The sequence below is a fragment of the Streptomyces sp. NPDC088766 genome, from assembly GCF_044750845.1.
Classification (GTDB): Bacteria; Actinomycetota; Actinomycetes; order Streptomycetales; family Streptomycetaceae; genus Streptomyces.
Map to the genome: position 1 here is coordinate 61,220 of NZ_JBIVKQ010000026.1, position 22,178 is coordinate 83,397.

Consider the following 22,178-nt stretch of genomic DNA (forward strand, 5'->3'; position numbering starts at 1 on the left):
CCTCCTCTCACGCCGGCCCGGTCACCCGGTACGGACGTACACCCCTGCCGCGGCGGCCGCGTGCGCGGCCCGCGCCGCGGCAGGGGCGTCCGGCACCACCCCCGTGGTCAGCCACTCGTGGTACAGCGGTGCCGAGACCGCCCGCACCACCGCCTCCGCGTCGGTCCCCGCGGGCAACTCCCCCTGTGCGAGAGACTGTTCCACGCACGACGCCCACTCGGCGACCCGCACCGCGTGGAACCGCCGCAACGCCTGCGCCGTACGCGCGTCAAGGCCGCCGCCGCGATCACCGCCCGGAACAGCGCCCCCTGCCGGACGCCGGCCGACGTGCGCTGCACGAGATGCGCGTCGGCCGGCAGGTCGGCCGGCACCGGTCCGGTCTCCGCGCGGGGCGACGGCGTCTCCGCCGTCCCGGCGAGGAGATCGGCGGCCGGCCCCGTCACGGACCCCCACCGCCGGTACACGGTCGTCCTGCCGACCTCCGCACGCCGCGCGACGTCCGCGAGACCGAGCCGGTCGAACCCCTCCTCGGCCAGGAGGTCCCCGGCCGCCCGCAGCACGGCGGCACGCACACGTGCGGTGCGCCCTCCGGGACGCACGGTGCCGGGATCGGCGGACATGACGGCCTGCTCGGTGCACGTGCGGGCGACGTCCCCCGCGCAGGACGCCGGCGTAACGAAACGCCAGAACCGTTTGACCCTCACCGAGCGTGACATCCGCGTGTCCGCGCACGTCACCGGCCTGATACCGTCCCCGCCAACGGCCGGATCCCCACCGGGGCCGCCAGAGCCGTTCCGTCCAATTCCGTTTTGCCGCTGAGAGGTTGGAGCATGCCGGACGACGCCGTCGCAGCCCGGGCCGCCGCCGAGGAGGAGTCGGCCTTCTCGCATCCGGCGGTCGAGCCCGACGCCACCGCCGCCTACGGCGACCATCCCGACCAGCTGATCGACTTCTACGCCCCGCGCGGTGCGACCGGCCCCGCACCGCTGGTGGTGGTCCTGCACGGAGGGGCCTGGCGGGCGCCGTACGACCGCCGGCACCTCACGCCGTTCGCGGACTTCCTGGCGCGGCGGGGCTTCGCCGTGGCCAACGTGGAGTACCGGCGGGGCGCGGCGGCCTGCGGGGGCGCGGCCGCCGAAGGACCGGGCGGGGCGGTGACGGCGGCGGGCCGCTGGCCCGACACCTTCGACGACGTCGCCGCCGCGCTGGACGCGCTGCCCGCCCTCGCCCGGGAGGCCCTGCCGCAGGCGGACACCCGCCGCACGGTGCTCACCGGCCACTCGGCCGGCGGCCACCTCGCGCTGTGGGCCGCGGCCCGGCACGTCCTGCCGCCCGGCGCGCCCTGGCGCGTCGACGGGCCGCCCCCGCTGCGCGGCGTGGTCGCCCTCGCGCCGATCGCCGACTTCGAGGTCGCGGAGAAGCTCGACGTGTGCGGCGGTGCGGTGCGGCAACTCCTCGGCGGCGAGGCGCACGCCGGCGAACGGCGCCCGTACGCCGACCCCGCGCTGCTCCTGCCGACCGGCATCGCGACGACCCTGGTCCAGGGCCGCACCGACCTGATCGTCCCGGAGGCCGTCGCCGAGTCGTACGCGGACGCGGCGGCGAAGGCGGGCGAGGTGGTGGGTCTGACGCTGCTGGAGGACGTCGGCCACTTCCCGCTGATCGACCCGGTGGCGGACGCGTGCGCGGTGGTGGCGGAGGAGATCGCGCAGCTGGCGTGGTGAGGGGGCGGCGGGGCTCCGGCGTGGTGAGGGGGCGGCGGGGCCGCGGTGGGGGCCGTCGTACCCCGGCCCGTAGTACTTGGTAGTACTTGAGGGGGACCCGGCGGAACCCCTCTCACTGGTGACGACCGCCGCCCCGTCTCCGCCTACGGTTCTGACTGTGACCGAGACGACCCGGACGACCGAGACGACCCAGACGTTCCAGAAACAGTCCATGCCGCCGGACGACCCGTACGCGGCCCACCGGACGCGCAGCCCGGAGATCCGGGTGGCCCTGGGCGCAGTGCGGGGGCTGCGGGAGGACCTGTTCGAGGATGCCTTCGCCTACCGTCCGCTGCCCCGCCGCGAGCCGGACGGCCGCTTCACCCGCCGGCTGACCGGCCGCAAGCGGGTGTACGCGACCTGGTCCCGGCACGCGCTGGTCGGGGCCGGCGGCGCGTTCGCCTTCCTGGCCTCCCTGGCCGAGGACGGCGGCCTGGTGGGCCTGGTGTGCGGGCTGCTGGCGCTGGCGCCGGTGCTGCTGACCCTGGTCCGCCCGGCGGGGGCGTTCTGGCTGTCGCTGGTGTCGACCACGCTCGTCGCCGCCCTCGGCTCGGCGTGGAGCGACTGGCCCTGGCTGCCGGGCACCTTCGTCTCCCACCTCGTCGTGCTGACGGTCGTGGCGATACGCACCCGGCCGCGCACGGCGGTCTGGATGTGGCTGCTGACCATGGCCTACGGCTTCGTCGCCGACACGGTGTTCGGCGGGAACCACTACTACACCAACGTCGGGCCGATGCTCGTCGTCTCGGCGTTCGTCCTGCTCGCCGTCACCGTCTGGCACATCCGCCGGCAGGCCGAGGAGGAGGTCACGGCCCAGCAGACGGTGACCGCGCACGAGCGTTCGCGGCGCACGCTGCTGGAGGAGCGCACCACCATCGCCCGCGAGCTGCACGACGTGGTCGCCCACCACATGTCGGTCGTCGCCATCCAGGCGGAGGCCGCCCCCTACCGGGTGGAGAACCCGCCGCCCGAGCTGGAGAAGGCGTTCGCGACGATCCGGGAGAACGCCGTCGCGGCCCTGACCGAGCTGCGCCGGGTCCTGGGCGTGGTCCGCGCCGAGGACTACGAGGCCCCGGACGCCCCGCAGCCCACGCTCGCCGAACTGGACGGGCTGCTGGCCAACGTGCGCGAGGCCGGCCTGCCGGTCGAGAAGACGGTGACCGGCGCGGTGCGGGAACTGCCGCAGGGCGTGGAGCTGTCGGCGTACCGGATCGTGCAGGAGGCGCTGAGCAACACCCTGCGGCACGCGCCCGGTGCGAGCGCCCGCGTGGAGATCGGCTACGTGCTCGGCGGGCTGGGGCTGCGCGTCGTCAACGGCCCGCCCACCGACGCCGCCCTGGTGAAGCCCTCACCGGGAGCCGGGCACGGCATCACGGGCATGCGGGAGCGGGTGACCATGCTGAACGGCGAGATGACGGCGGAGCCGGCGCAGGACGGCGGTTACGAGGTGACGGTGTTCCTCCCGGTGCCGATGGCCACGACGGACGACGGTGCGGCATGACCATCCGGGTACTGGTCGCGGACGACCAGATGATGGTCCGCGAGGGCTTCTCCGTCCTGCTGAACGCGATGCCGGACATCGAGGTCGTCGGCGAGGCGGTGAACGGCCGCGAGGCGGTGGACCGCGTCCGTGAACTGGCGCCCGACGTCGTCCTGATGGACATCCGGATGCCCGAGCTGAACGGCATCGAGGCGACGCGGGAGATCGTGGCCGCGGACGGCACGGCGAAGGTGCTGGTCCTCACCACCTTCGACCTCGACGAGTACGTCTACCAGGCGTTGCGCGCCGGAGCCTCCGGCTTCCTGCTGAAGGACGCCTCGGCCCGTCAACTCGCCGACGGGGTGCGGATCGTGGCCGCCGGGGAGGCGCTCCTCGCCCCGTCCGTCACCCGGCGTCTGATCACCGAGTTCTCCCGACTGTCCGACGGCCCCCGGCTGCCCCGCGCCGCCCAGGCGTCCTACGGCGACCTGACCGAGCGCGAGACGGAGGTCCTGGTCCTCATCGCACAGGGCCTGTCCAACGCGGAGATCGCCGGGCGGCTGGTGGTGGCGGAGTCCACGATCAAGACGCACGTCAGCAGGATCCTGGTGAAGCTGGGCCTGCGGGACCGCACCCAGGCGGCGGTGTTCGCCTACGAGGCGCGGCTGGTCAGGCCCGGGTGAGACGCCCCTGGTCAGCAGTGGGGTCGACGGGCTAGCGTCCGGTCATGGCAGCACTCGACGACCTTCGCTTCGATCCCTGGGACCCGGCGTTCGTGGCCGACCCGTACCCGGTCTACGCCGAGTTGCGGGAGCGGGGCCGGGTGATCCGCTACGAGCGCACCGACCAGTGGCTGGTGCCGCACCACGCGGACGTCTCGGCGCTGCTGCGGGACCGGCGGCTCGGGCGGACCTACCGGCACCGTTTCACGCACGAGGACTTCGGGCGGACGGCGCCCCCGGCGGAGCACGAGCCGTTCCACACGCTCAACGACCACGGGATGCTGGATCTGGAACCGCCGGACCACACCCGGATCCGGCGGCTGGTGTCCAAGGCGTTCACGCCGCGCACGGTCGAGCGGCTCAAGCCGTACGCCGAGCGGCTGGCCGGTGAGCTGGTCGACGGTCTGGTGGCGGCCGGGGGCGGCGACCTGCTGACGGACGTCGCGGAACCGCTGCCGGTGGCGGTGATCGCCGAGATGCTGGGGATCCCGGCGTCGGAGCGGGCCCCGCTCAGGCCGTGGTCGGCGGACATCTGCGGGATGTACGAGCTGAGCCCGTCGCCGGAGACGGCCCGCCGGGCGGTGCGGGCGTCGGTGGAGTTCTCCGCGTATCTGCGGGAGCTGATCGCGGCCCGCCGCAAGGAGCCCGGCGACGACCTGATCTCCGGGCTGATCGCCGCCCACGACGAGGGTGAACGGCTCACCGAGCAGGAGATGATCTCGACGGCCGTGCTCCTGCTGAACGCCGGCCACGAGGCGACCGTCAACGCCACGGTCAACGGCTGGTGGGCGCTGTTCCGCAACCCCGGCCAGCTGGCGGCCCTGCGCGCCGACCACGCGCTGGTCCCCTCCGCCGTGGAGGAGCTGATGCGCTACGACACCCCGCTCCAGCTCTTCGAGCGCTGGGTCCTCGACGAGATCGAGATCGACGGCACGGTGATCCCGCGGGGCGCGGAGATCGCGATGCTGTTCGGCTCCGCCAACCACGACCCCGCGGTCTTCACCGACCCGGGCCGCCTGGACCTGACCCGCGCGGAGAACCCGCACATCTCCTTCAGCGCGGGCATCCACTACTGCATCGGCGCTCCCCTCGCCCGCATGGAGCTGGCCGCCTCGATGCGGGCCCTCCTGGAGAGGGCCCCCACGCTGCGCCTGGCGGCGGAGCCCGCCCGCACACCGAACTTCGTGATCAGGGGCCTGGAAGGACTCGGCGTGGAGATCGCCTGAACCGCCCTCCCGCCGCCCCCGTCACATGGTCAGGTCCCGTCGGCGCAGTGCCGCGGCGCCGGCCGCGACCAGGGCTGCCGCCAGTGCGGTGAGCGTCAGTACCGGGCCCCACTGCATGCCGCCTCCCGGCAGCTTGGGCAGGTGACCGAAGGGGGAGAGGTCCAGCACCGCCTGCGGGAAGTCCAGCGCGGGGCCGATCCAGCCGATGATCAGGACCGCGCCGGCCACCCCCCACGCGGCCGGGGCCAGCCGCGGGGCGAGGCCGTACAGGAGGACGGCGAGGCCGCCGACGGTCCACACCGCCGGGATCTGGACCAGGCAGCCGGCCAGGATCGGGCCCGCGTCCCTGCCGTGGCCCACGGCGAGGCCGAGGCCCGCCAGCAGCATGATCAGGGCGGCTCCGCCGAAGGCGATCACCAGGTGGCCGGCGGCCCAGCGCAGCCGGCCGACCGCGTTCGCGAGCACCGGTTCCGCCCGGCCGGAGGTCTCCTCGCCGTGCAGCCGCAGGACCGAGGCGACGACGTAGAGGGCCGCGACGAGGCCCAGCATGCCGGCCGTCGCGGCGAGGAAGGCGTCCGTGAGCGCCGACCCGCCGCCCATCCGCTCGAAGATCTCGCGGGCCCGCTCGTTGTCGCCGACCAGGTCGGCCGCGCCGTCCGCCAGCCCGCCGTAGACGACTCCGGCGAGGAGGAAGCCGATGCTCCAGCCGAGGACGCTGCCGCGCTGCAGCCGCCGGGCCAGCGCCCCCGCCGTGTGCAGCCGGCCGTCGGCCCGTCCCGGCCGGGTCGGCAGGAAGCTCATGCCGAGGTCCCGGCGGCCCGCCAGCACGTACGCCGTCACGCCCTGCACGGCGATCGCCGCCGCGAACAGCGCCATCACCCACCAGCGTTCGTCCGCGAAGGGCCGCAGGTTCTCCAGCCAGCCGAGCGGGGAGAGCCAGGTCAGCACGGAGGAGCCGTCGTCCGTCGCCGAGTCGCCCGCCGCGCGCAGCACGAACGCGGCGCCCAGCACCCCCGAGGCCAGCCCCCGGGCCAGCCGTGCGCTCTCGGTGAGCTGCGCGACGATCGCCGCCATGGTGGCGAAGAGCATCCCCACGGCCGCGAGCCCCAGCCCGAGGGCCGACGCCCCGGCCACCCCGTGTCCCGCCAGTCCGACGGTCACCAGCAGGGCCAGGACCGCGTCGGCGACCCCCGCCGCCAGCAGCGCCGACGTCAGCGAGGCACGCCGCCCCACCATGCCGGAGGCGAGCAGCTCCTGGCGGCCGCTCTCCTCCTCGTCACGGGTGTGCCGTACGACGATCAGGATGCTGGTCACGGCCGCGAGGGCACCGGCGTAGACGCCGACCCGCCAGGCGGTGAGGGCGCCCAGGGAGTCGTCGAGGACCGGGCCGACGAGGGCGCGCAGCGAGGCGTTGGCCGCCATCTGGTCCTTGAGGGAGGCGCGCTCGGCGGCGGTGCCGTACAGGCTCTCCAGGGTGTTCGGCATGGAGAGGACCATCAGGGCGTTGACGCCCACCCAGAGGGGGATCATCACCCGGTCGCGGCGCAGCGCGAACCGCAGCAGGGTTCCGGTGCCCGAGAACTGGGGCGCGAGGGCGCTCATCGGCTCGCCGCCTCGACGGTGCCGGCCTGGTAGTGGCGCAGGAACAGCTCCTCCAGCGTCGGCGGCGTCGACGTCAGCGACCGCACGCCCGTCGCGGTCAGCGACCGCAGTACGGCGTCCAGCCCGTCGGCGTCGACCTGGAGCCGCACCCGGCGGCCCTGGACGTCGAGGTCGTGGACGCCGGGCAGCAGTGCCAGCCCGTCGGGCTCACCGGCGAGTTCGGCGGTGACGCTGGTGCGGGTGAGGTGGCGCAGGTCGGCCAGCGAGCCGGTCTCGACCGTGCGGCCCTGGCGGATGATGCTGACCCGGTCGCAGAGTTCCTCGACCTCGCCGAGGAGGTGCGAGGACAGCAGGACCGTACGGCCCCGCTCGCGTTCCTCGGCCACGCACTGCCGGAAGACCTCCTCCATCAGCGGGTCGAGGCCCGAGGTCGGCTCGTCCAGGACGATCAGGTCGACGTCCGAGGCGAACGCGGCGACCAGGGCGACCTTCTGCCGGTTGCCCTTGGAGTAGGTGCGGCCCTTCTTGGTGGGGTCCAGCTCGAAGCGTTCCACCAGTTCCGCGCGGCGCCGTGCGTCCGGGCCGCCCGCCCGTCGCCCACCGCCACCCTGCCTGACGCGCTTCGCGCGGCCCCCGTCGTGCAGCCGGCCGAGGAGGTCGATGACCTCGCCGCCGGACAGGTTCCGCCACAGGGCCACGTCGCCGGGGACGTACGCGATGCGGCGGTGCACCTCCACCGCGTCCCGCCAGGGGTCGCGGCCGAGGACCCGCACGGCGCCGGAGTCGGCGCGCAGCAGGCCGAGCAGGACCCGGATGGTGGTGGACTTGCCGGAACCGTTGGGGCCGAGGAAGCCGTGCACCTCGCCCGTCTCGACCTCCAGGTCGAGACCGTCGAGCGCGTGGGTGCGGCCGAAGGACTTGTGCAGTCCGGACACCGTGATGGCCTTCGTCATGCTTCAGAACGTACGCTTGCTTCAGAAATTTGTGAAGTTAAGGAAGCTTGAAAACGGCCGATAGGATGTGGCCATGAGCGAAGCAGCAGGTGCGGGGGCCGGCGCCGAGGGCGGGCGGGACGCGGAATCCGTGTCGAGGTTCGTCGAATCCTTCGCCGCGCAGCTCGTCGAGGCGGGCATGCAGCGCATGGCCGCGCGGGTCTTCGCCGCCCTCCTGGCCTCCGACTCCGGCGCGCTCACCTCGGCCGAACTGGGCGAGCAGCTGCGGATCAGCCCCGCGGCGGTGTCCGGGGCCGTCCGGTACCTGTCGCAGCAGCACATGGTGGCGCGCGAGCGCGAGCCCGGTTCGCGCCGGGAGCGCTACCGGGTGCACAGCGACCAGTGGTACGAGGCCCTCACCAACCGCGAGACCGTCCTCAAGCGGTGGGAGGGCGCCCTGCGCGACGGCGTCGCCGGCCTCGGTGCCGACACCCCCGCCGGCCGCCGGATGGCCGAGACGCTCGCCTTCTTCGAGTTCGTCGAGGGCGAGATAGCGGCCATGATGGAGCGCTGGCGGACGCACCGCGAGCAGGTCTTCGGCAAGGGCTAGCCGAAGCCCCCGTCCGGCATCCCTCGTCCGGCATCCCCCGCCCGGCCCCCGTCCGGCACCCGCCCGGTCCCGCTCACCGCCCCGGCAGCACCAGTCCCAGCGCCCCCTCGCGGACCACCCACGTCCGCCGCCGTACGGGCCCCGCCACCGTCGCGTCGGCCCGGTAGCGGAAGTCGGACCCCGACACCGTGACGGTGCGGCCGCGGGCCTCCAGCGGGGACGCCTCCGCGCCCACCGACACCGGCCGGACCTCCACCGCCGCCGTGCCGGAGGTGTCCGGGGTCACCGACACCGCCTCGACCGGCTGGTCCAGGTCGACCAGCGTCACCCCGTCGACCTCGACCCGCAGCCGGGCGGGTCCGGGCACCGGCGGGGCCGGGTCCGGCCGGGACGGCACCAGCGTGCGCACCAGGGACCGGCAGGTCGTCCGCAGCCACGGCCGTACACCGGCCGCGTCCGCCTGCGCGTCCCCGCCGGACAGCGGCGGTATCCGCAGCGCGCCCAGGACGACCCCGTCGCTGTCGTCGACGAGCAGGTCCAGACGCCGCTCGGCGCCGTCCAGGACGGCCCGCGCCGCCGCGACCGTGCCCAGGGGCACCCCCAGGGCGTGCGCGACGCTCAGGGAGCCGCCCACGGGCACCATCGACAGCGCGCATCCGGCCAGCTCCCGCCGCCGGTGCAGCAGGGTCACCGCCCGCATCAGCGCGCGGTCGTCCCCGATCACCACCGGCCGCCGCGAGCCGCGGCGTGCGAGGACGCGGGCGAATTCCTCCGCGTCCTGCGGGAGGCACACTTTCGTCGCCGCACCCGCGCTGAGCACGTCTTTCGCGATCCGCACGGACTCTCCGTCCGTCCTCCGGGCGACCGGATCGATGATCACCAGCAGCTGCTCCGGCGTCGCGAAAGTCGCCACCTCGGTCCTGCCTCGCTTCCTCGGGTAGCATCTTTGTGCAAGAGCCCCTTGCGCTATTGCGCCAGGGGCTTCGTCTATTCCGGGGCATCCGGGTCCGACGGTGTACGACCGAAGACGGTCGTGTGGCGGCCGATGACGGTCGCGGTGCCGCGACCGACGACGGTCGTGGTGCACGCGGTGGTGAGAGCCTCCGCGTACGCCCCTGACCCTGGACATGCCCCACCCGGAAGGGGTGTACGCGCGTGCCCGCACTTGTGCTGCTCGGTGCTCAGTGGGGTGACGAGGGCAAGGGAAAGGCCACCGACCTGCTCGGCGGCTCGGTGGACTATGTAGTGCGTTACCAGGGCGGCAACAACGCCGGCCACACGGTCGTCGTGGGCGACCAGAAGTACGCATTGCACCTCCTCCCTTCCGGAATCCTGTCGCCCGGATGTACGCCCGTCATCGGAAACGGAGTCGTCGTCGATCCGTCGGTCCTGCTCTCCGAGCTGAGCGGTCTGAACGAGCGAGGCGTCGACACGTCGAAGCTGCTCATCAGCGGCAACGCGCACATCATCACGCCCTACAACGTGACTGTCGACAAGGTGACGGAACGCTTCCTCGGAAAGCGGAAGATCGGCACCACGGGACGGGGCATCGGCCCGACCTACGCCGACAAGATCAACCGGGTCGGCATCCGCGTACAGGACCTGTACGACGAGTCGATCCTGGAGCAGAAGGTCGAGGCGGCGCTCGACGTCAAGAACCAGCTGCTGACCAAGCTGTACAACCGCCGCGCCATCGCGGTCGAGCAGGTCGTCGAGGAGCTGCTGGGCTACGCGGAGAAGCTGCGCCCGTACGTCGCCGACACGGTCCTGGTGCTCAACCAGGCCCTCGAGGACGACAAGGTGGTCCTGTTCGAGGGCGGCCAGGGCACGCTCCTGGACATCGACCACGGCACGTACCCCTTCGTCACCTCGTCGAACCCGACCGCGGGCGGCGCCTGCACCGGCGCCGGCGTGGGCCCGACGAAGATCAGCCGGGTCATCGGCATCCTCAAGGCGTACACGACCCGGGTCGGCGCCGGCCCGTTCCCGACGGAGCTGTTCGACGAGGACGGCGCGGCGCTTCGCCGCATCGGCGGCGAGCGGGGCGTCACCACCGGCCGTGACCGCCGCTGCGGCTGGTTCGACGCGGTCATCGCCCGCTACGCGACCCGCGTGAACGGCCTGACCGACTTCTTCCTCACCAAGCTCGACGTCCTGACCGGCTGGGAGCAGATCCCGGTCTGCGTGGCGTACGAGATCGACGGCAAGCGCGTCGAGGAACTCCCGTACTCGCAGAGCGACTTCCACCACGCGAAGCCGATCTACGAGACCCTCCCGGGCTGGTCCGAGGACATCACGAAGGCCAAGACCTTCGAGGACCTGCCGAAGAACGCCCAGAACTACGTCAAGGCGCTGGAGGAGATGTCCGGCGCCCCGATCTCCGCGATCGGCGTGGGCCCGGGCCGGGACGAGACGATCGAGATCAACTCGTTCATCTGAGGCACCCGGGAAACCGCCTGAGGCACCCGGGAAGCCGCCGGGGACCGCACCGACGGCCGCCTTCCGCTCGCGCGGGGGCGGCCGTCGGCGCGTCCGGCGGCAGTGCCGATCCCGCCGGTGGGAGACGGGGCGGACGGGGCGGACGGGCGTGCGCCGGAAGGAGTCCCTCGCGCGTCGACGAGGAGCCCGTCGGCGAGGTGGGGGTGGACGCGGTGCGCGCCCGGCCGGGCGCCGACGGCGCACCGCGGCCGGCCCGGCTGAACACGATCCGGGTCCGGCTCAGCTGAACACGATCATCGACCCCTGCGCCAGGCTCCTGGTGGCCGCCGCGTGCAGCCCGAGCCACACGTGCCGTTCGCGGGCGAACGGACTCGGGTCGTACGGCGGCGCGACGGCCGGTTCCTCCAGCTCCGTCGGGGCGGCCGGAGGCTGCGGCGCGGCCGGCGGGTTGGCGGGGTCGATGCCGATCGAGGGGGCGACGTACTCCAGTTCCCGCAGCAGGGACTGGGCGGAACCGAGCGGGCCGCCGCCGGCGAGCAGCTCGTCGTTGGACAGGGGCTGCGGGAAGTCCACCGGGACGTAGGCGCCGGCGTGGTCGTAGTGCCACACCAGGTGGGACTGCCGGGCCGTCGACTCGAACATCTCCAGGAGCTGCTCGTAGTCGCCGCCCAGGGCGTCGACCGGGGTCACCGGCAGCCCGCACACCTGGAGCAGGTAGGCGCGGCGCAGGAAGTGCAGGGCGTCGTAGTCGAAGCCGGCCACGGGGGCGACGTCGCCGGACAGGCCCGGCATGTACTGGTACACCGGCACGGGGGGGAGTCCCGCCTCGGCGAGCACCTTGTTGTACTGCGCGAGTTCCTCGGCGAAGGGGTTGTCGGGGGTGTGGCACAACACGTCGACGAGCGGCACCAGCCACAGGTCACAGGCCAAAGAGAGCTCCTCACTCAGGGTGTCGCGCGGTCATTGCTGCCCGGACTGGGAAGGGTAGTCGGTGCGTCCTGCGTCAGCTCCCTTCGTGCAGGTCCCATACCCACACTCCGGCCACCCACCTACCTGGCCGGCCCACGAGCTCGTCCACGGTGGCCCGCAGCGGCCCGTCGTGCGGCTGAGGCGCGAGCACCAGCGCCCCCGCCCGCCAGTACGCGAGGTCCCGCCGGGCCTGCTCCCGCGCCCGGTCGTCGATCACCTGGGCGACGCCCGTCTCCCGCACGTCCTTCAGCAGGCTCGCCGTCCAGTTCAGCGGCACGCCGTAGACACCGCTGCGGTCGCCGTCGCCGTAGGGCCGGTTGAAGTAGCCGCCCGGCATCCGGAAGCCGAGGCCGGCGGCGGTCTGCCAGTGCAGGGCCTCGGCGGCGGTGGGGTCGGGCAGCGGCACCGGCACGAGGGACTCGCCGGGGCGGACGTACCCCCTCCAGGCGCCGTCGGTGAAGAAGGCGGGCGTCCCGGCGCGCGGCTCGGACCGCAGCGGGGCCGGGACCAGGGGGAGCAGGGCCAGGCAGACGACCAGCGGGACGGCGTGCCGCGGGGCCGGGGAGCGGGTGTTCGCCGACCGGTCGACGGCGAGGGCGAGCAGCATCCCGAGGACGGGCGCGCAGATCAGCGCGACGCGGCCGACGATGACCGATTCCAGCAGCGGCAGGTGCGCCAGCGGCGCCCAGGGGCCGGGGACCTCGGCGCCCGTCGGCGGGATGCGGACGCGCGGACCCAGGGAGAGGAGGGCCGCGGCGGCCGCGGTGAACGCCAGCGCCCGGACGACGGGCCGGCGCCACAGGCCGACGGTGACCGCGAGGGCGAGGAGGAGCAGGGGCCAGCCGTAGAAGGCGTTCTGTTCGGTCCGGTTCAGGGAGAGGGCGTCCGCCCGGCCGGCGTCGCCGGCGAGGAGGGACCGCTCGGCGAAGGTGAACAGGGCGCGCACCGGGTTGGCGGCGCCGGGCCCGTGGTCGAGGTGGGTGTAGCTCTGCGGGCCGGAGAACTGCCAGGCCAGCGGGTAGACGACCAGGGTCAGGCAGACCGCCGCGGCGATCGCCAGGCCGCGCAGCAGGGGACGTGCGGCCGCGCGGGCCGCGTGGGGGCGCGCGGCCGCGTGGGCGGCGGCGAACAGGAGCATGCCCAGCGCGGCCAGCAGCAGGGCCTCCTCGCCGAGGAACACCTGGTAGGCCGTCATCAGACCGAGGATCACCGCGTCGCGGGTGACCCGGGTGCCCGCGCACAGCCGCAGGGTCCGCTCGACGATCGCCGGGATCATGAACAGGACGACGAAGTTGGGGTGGGCGTTGGCGTGGCTGACCATCGGCGGCGCGAAGGCGGCCAGGGCGGCCCCGGTGAAGGCCGCCCCGCGCCGCGCCACGAGCCGGTGCAGCATCAGCCGGTACCAGGCCGCGGCGGTGGCCGCGAGCCCCAGCGTCGTCGCCAGGCTGAGGGCGACGGCCGGACCCCACAGGAGCGTGACCGGGGTGAGCGGGACCGACAGGCCGAACATGGCGGTGTTCGCCATCAGGTTCACGCCGTCGGGGACGCCCTGGAGGTCGCTGAACAGCGGGTTCCGCAGGTGCGCGACGTTGTCGGCGGTCACCGCGAAGAACCACTCCCACTGGTTCTGGTCCTGGAGGGAGTCGGTGAGGTGGCGGTGGGCCGGGTCGAAGAAGCGGCCGGCGTAGAGCGCGACGGCCATGGCGAGGAACAGGGCGCAGACGACGGCGTCGGCGGCCCTCACGGCCGGGAGGCGCAGGCGGACCAGGTCGCGCAGGAAGCGCGGGTAGTCCAGCGGGCGGAGCTTGGAGCCGGGCCGGTGCGACCAGTGCACGGGCACCTCGGCCACCGGCCAGCCCGCCCGCTGGAAGTGGCGCAGCACCTCCACGTCGATGGCCCAGCCGTCCAGCCGGGACGCGGCGAACGCGGCGCGGACCTTCTCGCCGTCGAACAGCTTGAACCCGCACTGGGTGTCGCGTATCCCGCGCACGGCCGTCGCGCGGACGATCAGGTTGCCCGCGCTGCCGAGCAGTTCGCGCACCGGGTGCCGGCGCTCGCCGAGCGTCGCCCCGGGCACGGCACGGGAGCCGACCGCCGCCGCGCCGCCCTCGTCGAGCGCCTCCTCGAGCCGCTCCAACTCGCCTACGGGCACGGCGAGATCGGCGTCGGTGATCAGCACCCGGCGCCCCCGGCTGGCGCCCACGCCGAGCCGCAGTGCGTGGCCCTTGCCGCGGTTGCGGGGGCTGGTGACCAGCCGCAGTCGGGGATCGCGGCGCCGGGTGACGAGCTCGCGGGTGGCGTCGGTGGAGCCGTCGTCGGCGACCACGATCTCCCAGCTGCCCCACCGGTCCTCGGCGGCGGCGAGCTGCCGGGTGAGCGCGTCGAGGGTGGGGCCCAGCCGGTGTTCCTCGTTGTAGGCGGGGACCACGACGGAGAGGGCGGGCGGCCGGCGGGACGCGGGGACCCCGTGGGGCTCGGGGACGCTGCCGGACGCGGGGACGCCACGGGACTCGGGGACTTCTCGGGACCCGGGGGCGCCGTGGGACCCCTCGGCGGTGTCCGTCCCGCTCATCCGGCCGTCAGCCGCTCGATCAGCGCCAGGGAGTGCGTGTTGTACGCGTCGAGGAGCGTGCGGGCCGTGGCGGTGTCACGGCGGTGGAGGGCGTCGACCAGTTCGGTGTGGCCGGACCACAGGTGGCCGCGCAGTTCGGCCAGCCGGCGCAGGTGCTGCACCAGGCACACCCAGGTCTGCAGGCGCAGCCGGTTCAGGAAGTCGGCGAGGTAGGGGTTGCCGAACAGGGCGCTCAGCTCACGCCAGAACCGCAGGTCGTAGCCGATGAGCACGGTGAGGTCGCCGGCCGCCGCGGCCCGCTGCGCCTCCTCGCCGCGCCGGCGCACCCCCGCGACGGCCGCCGCGATCCGCGGGTCTTCCAGGCTCTGGAAGGGCTGCCTGCCCTCGTCCAGGGCGAGGAACATGCTCTCGACGACCAGGGTGCGCGCCTCGACCATGCCCCGGAAGTCGGCCACGGTGTACTCGTGCACCCGGAAGCCCCGGTGCTGGTCGGCGTCCAGCAGCCCCTGCGCCGACAGATCGACCAGTGCCTCGCGGACGGGCGTCGCGGAGACGCCGTACTGGTCGGCGATCTCCTTCACCGTGAACTCCTGGCCCGGCTGGAGCCGTCCCGCCAGCACCTCGTCGCGAAGGGCGTCGGCGATCTGCTGCCGCAGGGTGCTGCGGGTCACGGCGCCCTTGCCGCTGCTGCCGGACATGGTCGGGGCGTCTCCCTCGTCCTCGTCGCGTACGCCGGTCGACGGCGTGAGCGCCATCGGCCGATGGCGTGCTCGTCGGTATGTACGAGCACGCCACCTTACGCGTTCGACGAATTCAGGAAGCTCGTCCGCGACTTGTCCGCACACCCGCGGTCGTCCGGTGCGCCGGACGGCCGTCCGGCGCCCTCGGCAGCCGTGCGTGCGCTCGACCGGCGTCCGGTGTGCCCGACGGCCGTCCGCCCCGTCAGACGGCCGTCCGCTCCGTCCGAGGGCTACACGGTGTACTCGTCGGCCACCGACAGCGCCGTGTCCAGCGCCGCGAGCCCCTCCTTCAGCTCCGCCTCGCTCGCGTTGCACGGCGGCACGAAGTGGGTGCGGTTCATGTTGACGAAGGGCCACACCCCGGCCTTCTTCGCGGCGGCCCCGAACGCGGCCATCGGCGCGTTCGCCTCACCGGCGGCGTTGTACGGCACCAGCGGCTCGCGCGTCTCGCGGTCCTTCACCAGCTCCAGCGCCCAGAACATGCCGACGCCGCGCACCTCGCCGACGCTCGGGTGGCGTTCGGCCAGCTCCCGCAGCCCCGGCCCGACGACGGAGGCGCCGAGGTTCTTCGCGTTCTCCACGACGCCCTCCTCCGCCATCACGTCGATCGTGGCGACGGCGGCGGCGCAGGCCAGCGGGTGCCCGGAGTAGGTGAGACCACCGGGGTACGGCCGCTTCCCGAAGGTCTCCGCGATCGCGCCCGAGATGGCGACCCCGCCCAGCGGCACGTAACCGCTGTTCACGCCCTTGGCGAAGGTCATCAGGTCGGGCACGACCCCCGACAGGTCGGCCGCGAACCACTCACCGGTGCGCCCGAACCCGGCCATGACCTCATCCAGGACGAAGACGATCCCGTACTTGTCGCACAGTTCACGGACGCCGGCCAGGTAGCCGGGCGGCGGCACCATGATCCCGGCGGTGCCGGGGATGGTCTCCAGGACGATCGCGGCGATCGTCGCGGGCCCCTCGAAGGCGATCGTCGTCTCCAGGTGCTCCAGCGCCCGCGCGCACTCCTGCTCCTCCGTCTCCGCGTAGAAGCGGGAGCGGTACAGGAACGGCGCCCAGAAGTGCACGACCCCGGCCGCGGCCGAGTCGGAGGCCCAGCGGCGCGGGTCGCCGGTGATGTTCACGGCCTGCTGGGTGCCGCCGTGGTAGGAGCGGTACGCCGACAGCACCTTGGCCCGTCCGGTGTGCAGGCGCGCCATGCGCACCGCGTGCTCCACGGCGTCGGCGCCGCCGTTGGTGAAGAAGATCTTGTCGAGGTCGCCGGGGGTGCGCTCGGCGATCAGCCGGGCCGCCTCCGAGCGGGCCTCGACGGCGAAGGCGGGCGCGAACGTGGTCAGGCGCGCGGCCTGCTCCTGGATCGCGGCGACGACCTTGGGGTGCTGGTAGCCGATGTTCGTGTAGACGAGCCCGCTGGTGAGGTCGAGGTAACGCTTGCCGTCGTAGTCCCAGAAGTACGACCCCTCGGCGCCGGCCACGGCGAGCGGGTCGATGAGTTCCTGCGCGGACCAGGAGTGGAAGACGTGCGCGCGGTCCGCGGCCTTCACGGCGGCGCCGGCCTGGGGGTCGGTCTGAGGGGTCATGCGGGCGAGCGTAAATGTCCGCGATGCGGAAGCGGTATCGGCGTCCTGTTCCGTGGGCGGGGGGATTCCGCGACAGGTTGTCGGGCGTGAACGGCCGGACCGGGCCGCGACCCTCACCGCAGCGTGGTGGCAGGTGCTCGGCGCGGTTCTCACCGAGCCCCTCCCGGTGTCCGGCATCGCCCGTGCCATGGGCATCACGCGGCAGAGCGTGCAGCGCGTGTCCGACCTGCTGGTCGGCGGGGGGCTCGCGGAGTACCGGCCCGACCCGGCGCACCGGCGCGCGAAACTGCTGGCGCCCACCGCGCGCGGGCGCGCCGCGATCGCCCGTATCGACCCCGGTCACGCGGCCTTCGCCGACCGGCTGGCCGAGGCGTACGGCGAGGCGGAGCCGGCCGAGGCCGTCCGGGTGCCGGAACGGCTGTCCCGGGTGCTGGAGGAACTGGAGCCGCCCGGTCCGAAGGCCCGTCCGGAGGCCCGCCACGAGCCCCGTCGGGGGCCCGCGGCGAAGCCCCGTCATGAAGCCGGGCCATGAGCCCGGCCACGGGCCCGCCATGAGCCCGGCCACGGCCCCGGCCGAGAAGCCCCGGCCGAGAAGCCCCGGCCCGAAGCGCCTGCCCGAAGCGCCTGCCCGAAGCGCCTGTTACGGAACCGTAGACACCACACCGCTCGACTCCCCGAACGGCCGGTTTATTCTCTCGGCGGGATCACATCTGTGGGGGAAAGGCGGAGCTGCCATGGAGAAGCTGGGACCGGGGGATCCACAGCGGATCGGCGGCTACCGGCTGCTCGGGCGGCTGGGGTCGGGCGGTATGGGGCAGGTCTTCCTGGCCCGTTCGGACCGCGGACGGACCGTCGCCGTGAAGCTGGTCCGGCCCGAACTGGCCGAGCGCGAGGAGTTCCGGGCACGGTTCCGCCAGGAGGTGCGCAACGCCCAGCGCGTCGGCGGGTTCTGGACCGCGCCCGTCCTCGACGCCGACACCGAGGCCGCCGTGCCCTGGGTCGCCACCGGCTATGTCGCCGGACCCAGCCTCCAGCAGGTGGTGGACCACGACCACGGCCCGCTGCCCGAGCGGTCGGTGCGCATCCTCGCCGCCGGCCTCGCGCACGCCCTCACCAACATCCACGCGGCCGGGATCGTCCACCGCGACCTCAAGCCGTCCAACGTGATGGTCACCATCGAGGGCCCCCGCGTCATCGACTTCGGTGTCGCGCGGGCCCTGGAGACCGTGACCGGCGACGGCGCCCTGACCCAGCTCGGCGGCGGTGGCCTCACCCAGACCGGCGCGCTGATCGGCTCGCCCGGCTTCATGGCCCCCGAGCAGGTGCGCGGCGACCGGATCACGCCCGCGTGCGACGTCTTCTGCCTGGGCTCCGTCCTCACCTACGCCGCCACCGGCGACCTCCCCTTCGGCTCCGCCGACCAGCAGGGCGTCCACGCGCTGCTGTTCCGCATAGCCGAGGAGGAACCCGACCTCACGCGCGTGCCCGAGGGCATCGCCGACCTGGTCCGCGCCTGCCTGCGCAAGGACCCGGCGACCCGGCCCACGCTGGAGTGGATCCTGGAGCACACCGGCGCCGAGGACACCGTCGCAGACGGCCGCTCCCGCGACCCGTGGCTGCCGGGCGCCCTCGTCGCCCAGCTGGGCCGGCACGCCGTACGGCTCCTGGAGACGGAGGACCCCCAAGGAGCCTTCACGGAGGCCGCCCCGCAGCACTCCGGACCCCGCGGCACCCTCGCGGCCCCGCCCGACCACGTCCCCACCCTGGCCGCGCCCCACCCGGCGTACGGCCACCCCCAGCAGTACCCGGCCCCGCCCCGGCAACCGATGCCGCTACCCACGCAGGCGCCGATGCCGATGCAGGTGCCGGTCCCGCACAACCCCTACGCGGCCGACGCGGCGGCGTACGGCACCCCCTACGGTGACCACCCCGGCCACCCCGGCCATACCGGTCACACCGACGACCTCCAGGACCCGCCCCGCCGCGGCGGCCGTTCCACGGTGCTGCTCGGCGTGATCGCCGCGGTGGTCGCGCTCGCCGCCGGCGGCACCGTGTACGCGGTCATGAACGGCGACGACGGCACCTCCGGCGCGCTCCCGGCCCCGACGACGTCGGCCCCCGCGACGCCGACGGATCCCGGGACCCGGTCCCCGTCCCCGTCACCCTCCTCCCCGTCCCCCACGCCGGAGGAGGGCCGGATCCCCAAGACCTACCTGGGCACCTGGACCACCACGATCAACGGCGCCGACACCCGCCGCCTGACCCTCACCCAGGGCGAGGTGGGTGACACGGTCCTGCGCCTGGTGGCCGACGGCGAGGCCTACCACTGCGAGTTCACGGCCACCCTGAGCCAAGCCCCGACCGCACAGTCGCCCCTGGCCCTGGGCCCCTCGAAGGTCACCGAGGGCGAGCCCCTCTCCTCCTGCTCCCCGGGCGCGGCCACGGAGGTGACGCTCCTGTCGAACGGCCGACTGGAACGCCTCAACCCCACGACCGGCGAAAAGCTGACGTACGACCGGAGCTGACGCGGCCGGAAGGCACCGCTCAGGGCACGTCGGCCCGTCCGGCGTTCGAGGACGAGGCCGTTCAGGCCGGATGCCGAATACGGGGGTCTGAGGGGCACAGCCCCCGCAGGACCAGGTCGGGAAGGGGCGGCGGGGGCGAGAAAACCACCGGCCCGGCCACCACCGGCCCGGTCACCACCGGCCCGGTCACCGCAGGGTCACCGCGGCTCGGGCGGCCGCTGCCGGGGCATGTTGGGCCGCCCCGCACCCCCGGGCGGCAACGGAATCCGCCCGGGAGCCGCACCGGCACCCCGCCCCCCGCCCTCGGAGACGCCCACCCCCTGCAACCCCATCGGCGCCGCCCCCGTACGGAACGACACCATCCAGTCCACCGTCTCCACCCGCACCAGCTCGGTCACGTCCTCCGAGAACCGCCGCAGCACCCCGAGACACCGCTCGGCGGCCTCGCCGGCCGTTCCCTCCGCCGGCCCCAGCACCTCCCGCACACTCTCCGCCGCCCACTCGAACTGCAGCACCTGCAGCCTCCGCTGCACCGCCTGCGCCGTGGCCATGTCCCTCATCCACCCGGCCGTCATCCCGAAGAACCGGTCGACGGCCAGGCACGCCGCCGCCGCCAGCAGCGCCAGGTATCCCCAGGGCGCCACCCCGCCCGTCGCCCCGGCGACATCGAGCAGCGGCAGCGCCGCCCCCGTCACCGCCCCCGCCGCGGCCCCGCCCCGCAGGACCCGTGCCACCCGCCGCTTCCACACCCGGTCGGCGAGGTACCAGGCGGCCGTGTCCAGCGCGCCCCGCTCGACCCATCGGTACAGCTCGTCGAGCCGCTCGGCCGGCTCGCCCCAGTCCCCGAGCGGAAAGGCCCGCCCGGTCAGATCGCCCGGCCGCAGCCATGCCGCGCCCCCGCTCCGCCCGTCCTGGCGCGGACCCTCGGGCTGCCTCTCCGGCTGCTGACCCACCCGGCACTCCCTACTGTCCGACCGATCCCGTTGCGCAACGCCTGATGCCACCCGATGCCACCCGATGCCACCGTGAATCGCGGTGCTGATGCGCCGGACCCTTTCCTACCGCCCAATGGGTGGCGAAGAGGAAGCTTTCACCTCTTTTCCGCCCGGAAATGGGCCTTGATCAGGTATAGGCCACACTCGAGACTCACTCGAAAGAGTGCTGGAGCGACACCCGCACAGACCACGTAGGCTCGTGCCGAGCGGGAAAACCCCGTACCGACCAAGGCCCGGAAGAGGAGCTGATCGTGATTCCCGGTGGTGGCCAGCCCAACATGCAGCAGCTGCTCCAGCAGGCCCAGAAGATGCAGCAGGATCTGGCGCGTGCCCAGGAGGAGCTGGCGAACACGGAGGTCGACGGCCAGGCCGGCGGCGGCCTGGTGCGGGCCACCGTGACGGGCGCCGGCGAGCTGCGCGCCCTGAAGATCGACCCGAAGGCGGTGGACCCCGAGGACACCGAGACCCTCGCCGACCTCGTCGTCGCGGCCGTCCAGGCGGCCAACGAGAACGCGCAGAACCTCCAGCAGCAGAAGCTCGGCCCGCTCGCCCAGGGCCTCGGCGGCGGCGGCATCCCCGGCCTGCCGTTCTGACCCCGCCCCCGGGCCCGGCCGTTTCGACGTTCGTCGCCCACGCGACGCCCACACCGCCTTCCTAGGACGGGCGGCGGCCAACTACCGTACGTACTGCAAGGAACCCCAGGAAGGACGGCAGTCCGTTGTACGAAGGCGTGGTCCAGGACCTCATCGACGAACTGGGGCGGCTCCCCGGCGTCGGTCCCAAGAGCGCGCAGCGGATCGCCTTCCACATCCTCCAGGCGGAACCGACGGACGTACGGCGTCTCGCGCAGTGCCTGATGGAGGTCAAGGCGAAGGTCCGGTTCTGCGCGACCTGCGGCAACGTGGCGCAGGAGGAGCTGTGCAACATCTGCCGCGACCCCCGCCGCGACCTCTCCGTCATCTGCGTGGTCGAGGAGCCGAAGGACGTGGTCGCGATCGAGCGCACCCGCGAGTTCCGGGGCAAGTACCACGTCCTGGGCGGAGCGATCAGCCCGATCGAGGGCGTCGGCCCCGACGACCTGCGCATCAGGGAGCTGCTGGCCCGCCTCGCCGACGGCGCCGTCACCGAGCTGATCCTCGCCACGGACCCGAATCTCGAAGGCGAGGCGACGGCCACGTACCTCGCCCGCATGATCAAGCCCATGGGCCTGAAGGTCACCCGCCTGGCCAGCGGCCTCCCGGTGGGTGGCGACCTGGAGTACGCGGACGAGGTCACGCTCGGCCGCGCCTTCGAGGGGAGACGACTCCTAGATGTCTGACGCCACGCTGCACGCGACCGAGCAGAACCCGGACGACTTCGCCGTCCAGATCGCCGACCAGATCGAGAGTTTCCTGGTCGCGGTCTCCGAGGTCGCCAAGGGCGACGAGCCGGACTCGGCCGTGCCCTTCCTCCTGCTGGAGGTCTCCCAGCTCCTGCTGGCCGGCGGCCGCCTCGGCGCCCACGAGGACATCGTCCCCGACGAGCGCTACGAGCCCGACCCCGGATTCGAGCCCGACGCGGACGAACTGCGCGAGAACCTCGCCCGCCTCCTGGAGCCGGTCGACGTCTACTCCGAGGTCTTCGACCCCTACGAGCCCCGCAAGGCGCCCGTCCCCGCCCGGATCTCCGACGACCTCGCCGACGTCATCGCCGACCTCCGGCACGGCATGGTCCACTACCGGGCCGGCCGCACCTCGGAGGCCCTGTGGTGGTGGCAGTTCTCGTACTTCTCCAACTGGGGCGCCACGGCCTCGGCGACCCTGCGCGCCCTCCACTCGGTCCTGGCCCACGTCCGCCTCGACCAGCCCCTGCAGGAACTGGACGGCCTGGACACCGACCAGGGCGACGGCGACGACACCCTGGAGTTCGAGGCGGGCCGGGTGATGGCCGAGGAGATCGGCGGCCGGCTGGGACCGGGATCGCTCAGGTAGCCTGCGGCCGCTCCACGTCCCGACAGTGCTTGAAACTTAACTCACAG

At 73.7% G+C, this 22,178-nt stretch carries 18 protein-coding genes and 2 pseudogenes; 11 read left to right on the forward strand and 9 right to left on the reverse strand.

From position 1 onward, the window contains the following. Nucleotides 1-21: 21 nt before the first annotated feature. A pseudogene (locus ACIP5W_RS29265) lies at nucleotides 22-620 on the reverse strand (TetR/AcrR family transcriptional regulator). Nucleotides 621-830: 210 nt separating this feature from the next. Between ACIP5W_RS29265 and ACIP5W_RS29270 the strand changes: the two are divergent. The 4 genes from ACIP5W_RS29270 (at nucleotide 831) to ACIP5W_RS29285 (ending at nucleotide 5,191) form a co-directional block, all read left to right on the forward strand. Beyond that, nucleotides 831-1,724, forward strand: a complete 894-nt coding sequence (locus ACIP5W_RS29270) for an alpha/beta hydrolase (protein ID WP_401479870.1) — start codon at nucleotides 831-833, stop codon at nucleotides 1,722-1,724. Between the two features lie 211 nt (nucleotides 1,725-1,935). Next, a complete protein-coding gene (locus tag ACIP5W_RS29275) occupies nucleotides 1,936-3,264 on the forward strand; it encodes a sensor histidine kinase (protein ID WP_401480008.1) in 1,329 nt (442 codons plus the stop codon). Beyond that, complete coding sequence (locus ACIP5W_RS29280; RefSeq protein ID WP_363087468.1) at nucleotides 3,261-3,926, forward strand: response regulator transcription factor; 666 nt, start codon at nucleotides 3,261-3,263, stop codon at nucleotides 3,924-3,926. Before ACIP5W_RS29275 ends, ACIP5W_RS29280 begins: the two co-directional genes overlap by 4 nt. Nucleotides 3,927-3,970: 44 nt before the next feature. Further along, nucleotides 3,971-5,191 (forward strand): cytochrome P450, encoded by a 1,221-nt coding sequence (locus ACIP5W_RS29285; protein WP_401479874.1) that lies wholly within the window; start codon nucleotides 3,971-3,973, stop codon nucleotides 5,189-5,191. Between the two features lie 21 nt (nucleotides 5,192-5,212). Here the strand turns inward: ACIP5W_RS29285 and ACIP5W_RS29290 are convergent, their stop codons facing one another. Together ACIP5W_RS29290 and ACIP5W_RS29295 are read right to left on the reverse strand one after the other, a co-directional pair. Then, nucleotides 5,213-6,793: an ABC transporter permease gene (locus tag ACIP5W_RS29290; protein WP_401479877.1), complete on the reverse strand. Its 1,581-nt coding sequence runs from the start codon at nucleotides 6,791-6,793 to the stop codon at nucleotides 5,213-5,215. Then, nucleotides 6,790-7,746: an ATP-binding cassette domain-containing protein gene (locus tag ACIP5W_RS29295; protein ID WP_401479880.1), complete on the reverse strand. Its 957-nt coding sequence runs from the start codon at nucleotides 7,744-7,746 to the stop codon at nucleotides 6,790-6,792. Before ACIP5W_RS29295 ends, ACIP5W_RS29290 begins: the two co-directional genes overlap by 4 nt. A 73-nt stretch (nucleotides 7,747-7,819) precedes the next feature. On the opposite strand from ACIP5W_RS29295, the gene ACIP5W_RS29300 reads away from it, so the two are divergent. Further along, a complete protein-coding gene (locus tag ACIP5W_RS29300) occupies nucleotides 7,820-8,335 on the forward strand; it encodes a GbsR/MarR family transcriptional regulator (RefSeq protein ID WP_401479883.1) in 516 nt (171 codons plus the stop codon). 73 nt (nucleotides 8,336-8,408) lie between these two features. On the opposite strand, the gene ACIP5W_RS29305 is transcribed toward ACIP5W_RS29300, so the two are convergent. Next, nucleotides 8,409-9,248, reverse strand: coding sequence for a diacylglycerol kinase (locus ACIP5W_RS29305; protein ID WP_401479886.1), 840 nt, complete (start codon nucleotides 9,246-9,248; stop codon nucleotides 8,409-8,411). Nucleotides 9,249-9,490: 242 nt separating this feature from the next. On the opposite strand from ACIP5W_RS29305, the gene ACIP5W_RS29310 reads away from it, so the two are divergent. Further along, the gene (locus tag ACIP5W_RS29310) at nucleotides 9,491-10,774 is read left to right on the forward strand and encodes an adenylosuccinate synthase (protein ID WP_366059034.1); all 1,284 of its coding nucleotides are present in this window, start codon (nucleotides 9,491-9,493) and stop codon (nucleotides 10,772-10,774) included. 279 nt (nucleotides 10,775-11,053) lie between these two features. Here ACIP5W_RS29310 and ACIP5W_RS29315 read toward each other — a convergent pair whose 3' ends face one another. The 4 genes from ACIP5W_RS29315 to ACIP5W_RS29330 all read right to left on the reverse strand — a co-directional run bounded on the left by ACIP5W_RS29315 (nucleotide 11,054) and on the right by ACIP5W_RS29330 (nucleotide 16,641). Then, the gene (locus ACIP5W_RS29315; protein ID WP_401479889.1) at nucleotides 11,054-11,704 is read right to left on the reverse strand and encodes a hypothetical protein; all 651 of its coding nucleotides are present in this window, start codon (nucleotides 11,702-11,704) and stop codon (nucleotides 11,054-11,056) included. Nucleotides 11,705-11,777: 73 nt separating this feature from the next. Next, a complete protein-coding gene (locus tag ACIP5W_RS29320) occupies nucleotides 11,778-14,315 on the reverse strand; it encodes a glycosyltransferase (protein ID WP_401479892.1) in 2,538 nt (845 codons plus the stop codon). Then, the gene (locus ACIP5W_RS29325) at nucleotides 14,312-15,013 is read right to left on the reverse strand and encodes a GntR family transcriptional regulator (protein WP_401480011.1); all 702 of its coding nucleotides are present in this window, start codon (nucleotides 15,011-15,013) and stop codon (nucleotides 14,312-14,314) included. The genes ACIP5W_RS29320 and ACIP5W_RS29325 overlap by 4 nt, the downstream gene beginning before the upstream one ends. Nucleotides 15,014-15,285: 272 nt before the next feature. Further along, nucleotides 15,286-16,641: an aspartate aminotransferase family protein gene (locus ACIP5W_RS29330; RefSeq protein WP_401479895.1), complete on the reverse strand. Its 1,356-nt coding sequence runs from the start codon at nucleotides 16,639-16,641 to the stop codon at nucleotides 15,286-15,288. A 100-nt stretch (nucleotides 16,642-16,741) separates the two neighbouring features. Here ACIP5W_RS29330 and ACIP5W_RS29335 point away from each other — a divergent pair. Both ACIP5W_RS29335 and ACIP5W_RS29340 read left to right on the forward strand, forming a co-directional pair. Next, nucleotides 16,742-17,173: pseudogene (locus ACIP5W_RS29335) on the forward strand (MarR family winged helix-turn-helix transcriptional regulator); the annotation flags it as partial. A 202-nt stretch (nucleotides 17,174-17,375) separates the two neighbouring features. After that, nucleotides 17,376-19,166, forward strand: coding sequence for a protein kinase (locus tag ACIP5W_RS29340; protein ID WP_401479898.1), 1,791 nt, complete (start codon nucleotides 17,376-17,378; stop codon nucleotides 19,164-19,166). 197 nt (nucleotides 19,167-19,363) lie between these two features. Here ACIP5W_RS29340 and ACIP5W_RS29345 read toward each other — a convergent pair whose 3' ends face one another. Then, nucleotides 19,364-20,119 carry an SLATT domain-containing protein gene (locus ACIP5W_RS29345; protein ID WP_401479901.1) on the reverse strand — a complete coding sequence of 252 codons (756 nt, stop codon included), beginning with the start codon at nucleotides 20,117-20,119 and terminating at the stop codon, nucleotides 19,364-19,366. Nucleotides 20,120-20,412: 293 nt separating this feature from the next. Here ACIP5W_RS29345 and ACIP5W_RS29350 point away from each other — a divergent pair, with 293 nt between their 5' ends. The 3 genes from ACIP5W_RS29350 (at nucleotide 20,413) to ACIP5W_RS29360 (ending at nucleotide 22,131) form a co-directional block, all read left to right on the forward strand. Continuing rightward, complete coding sequence (locus ACIP5W_RS29350) at nucleotides 20,413-20,754, forward strand: YbaB/EbfC family nucleoid-associated protein (RefSeq protein WP_392241818.1); 342 nt, start codon at nucleotides 20,413-20,415, stop codon at nucleotides 20,752-20,754. Between the two features lie 125 nt (nucleotides 20,755-20,879). Further along, entirely contained in the window at nucleotides 20,880-21,479 is a 600-nt protein-coding gene (recR, locus tag ACIP5W_RS29355) for a recombination mediator RecR (RefSeq protein ID WP_363087455.1), read from the forward strand. Beyond that, nucleotides 21,472-22,131, forward strand: a complete 660-nt coding sequence (locus ACIP5W_RS29360; protein ID WP_401479906.1) for a DUF5063 domain-containing protein — start codon at nucleotides 21,472-21,474, stop codon at nucleotides 22,129-22,131. The genes recR and ACIP5W_RS29360 overlap by 8 nt, the downstream gene beginning before the upstream one ends. The last annotated feature ends 47 nt before the right edge of the window (nucleotides 22,132-22,178 follow it).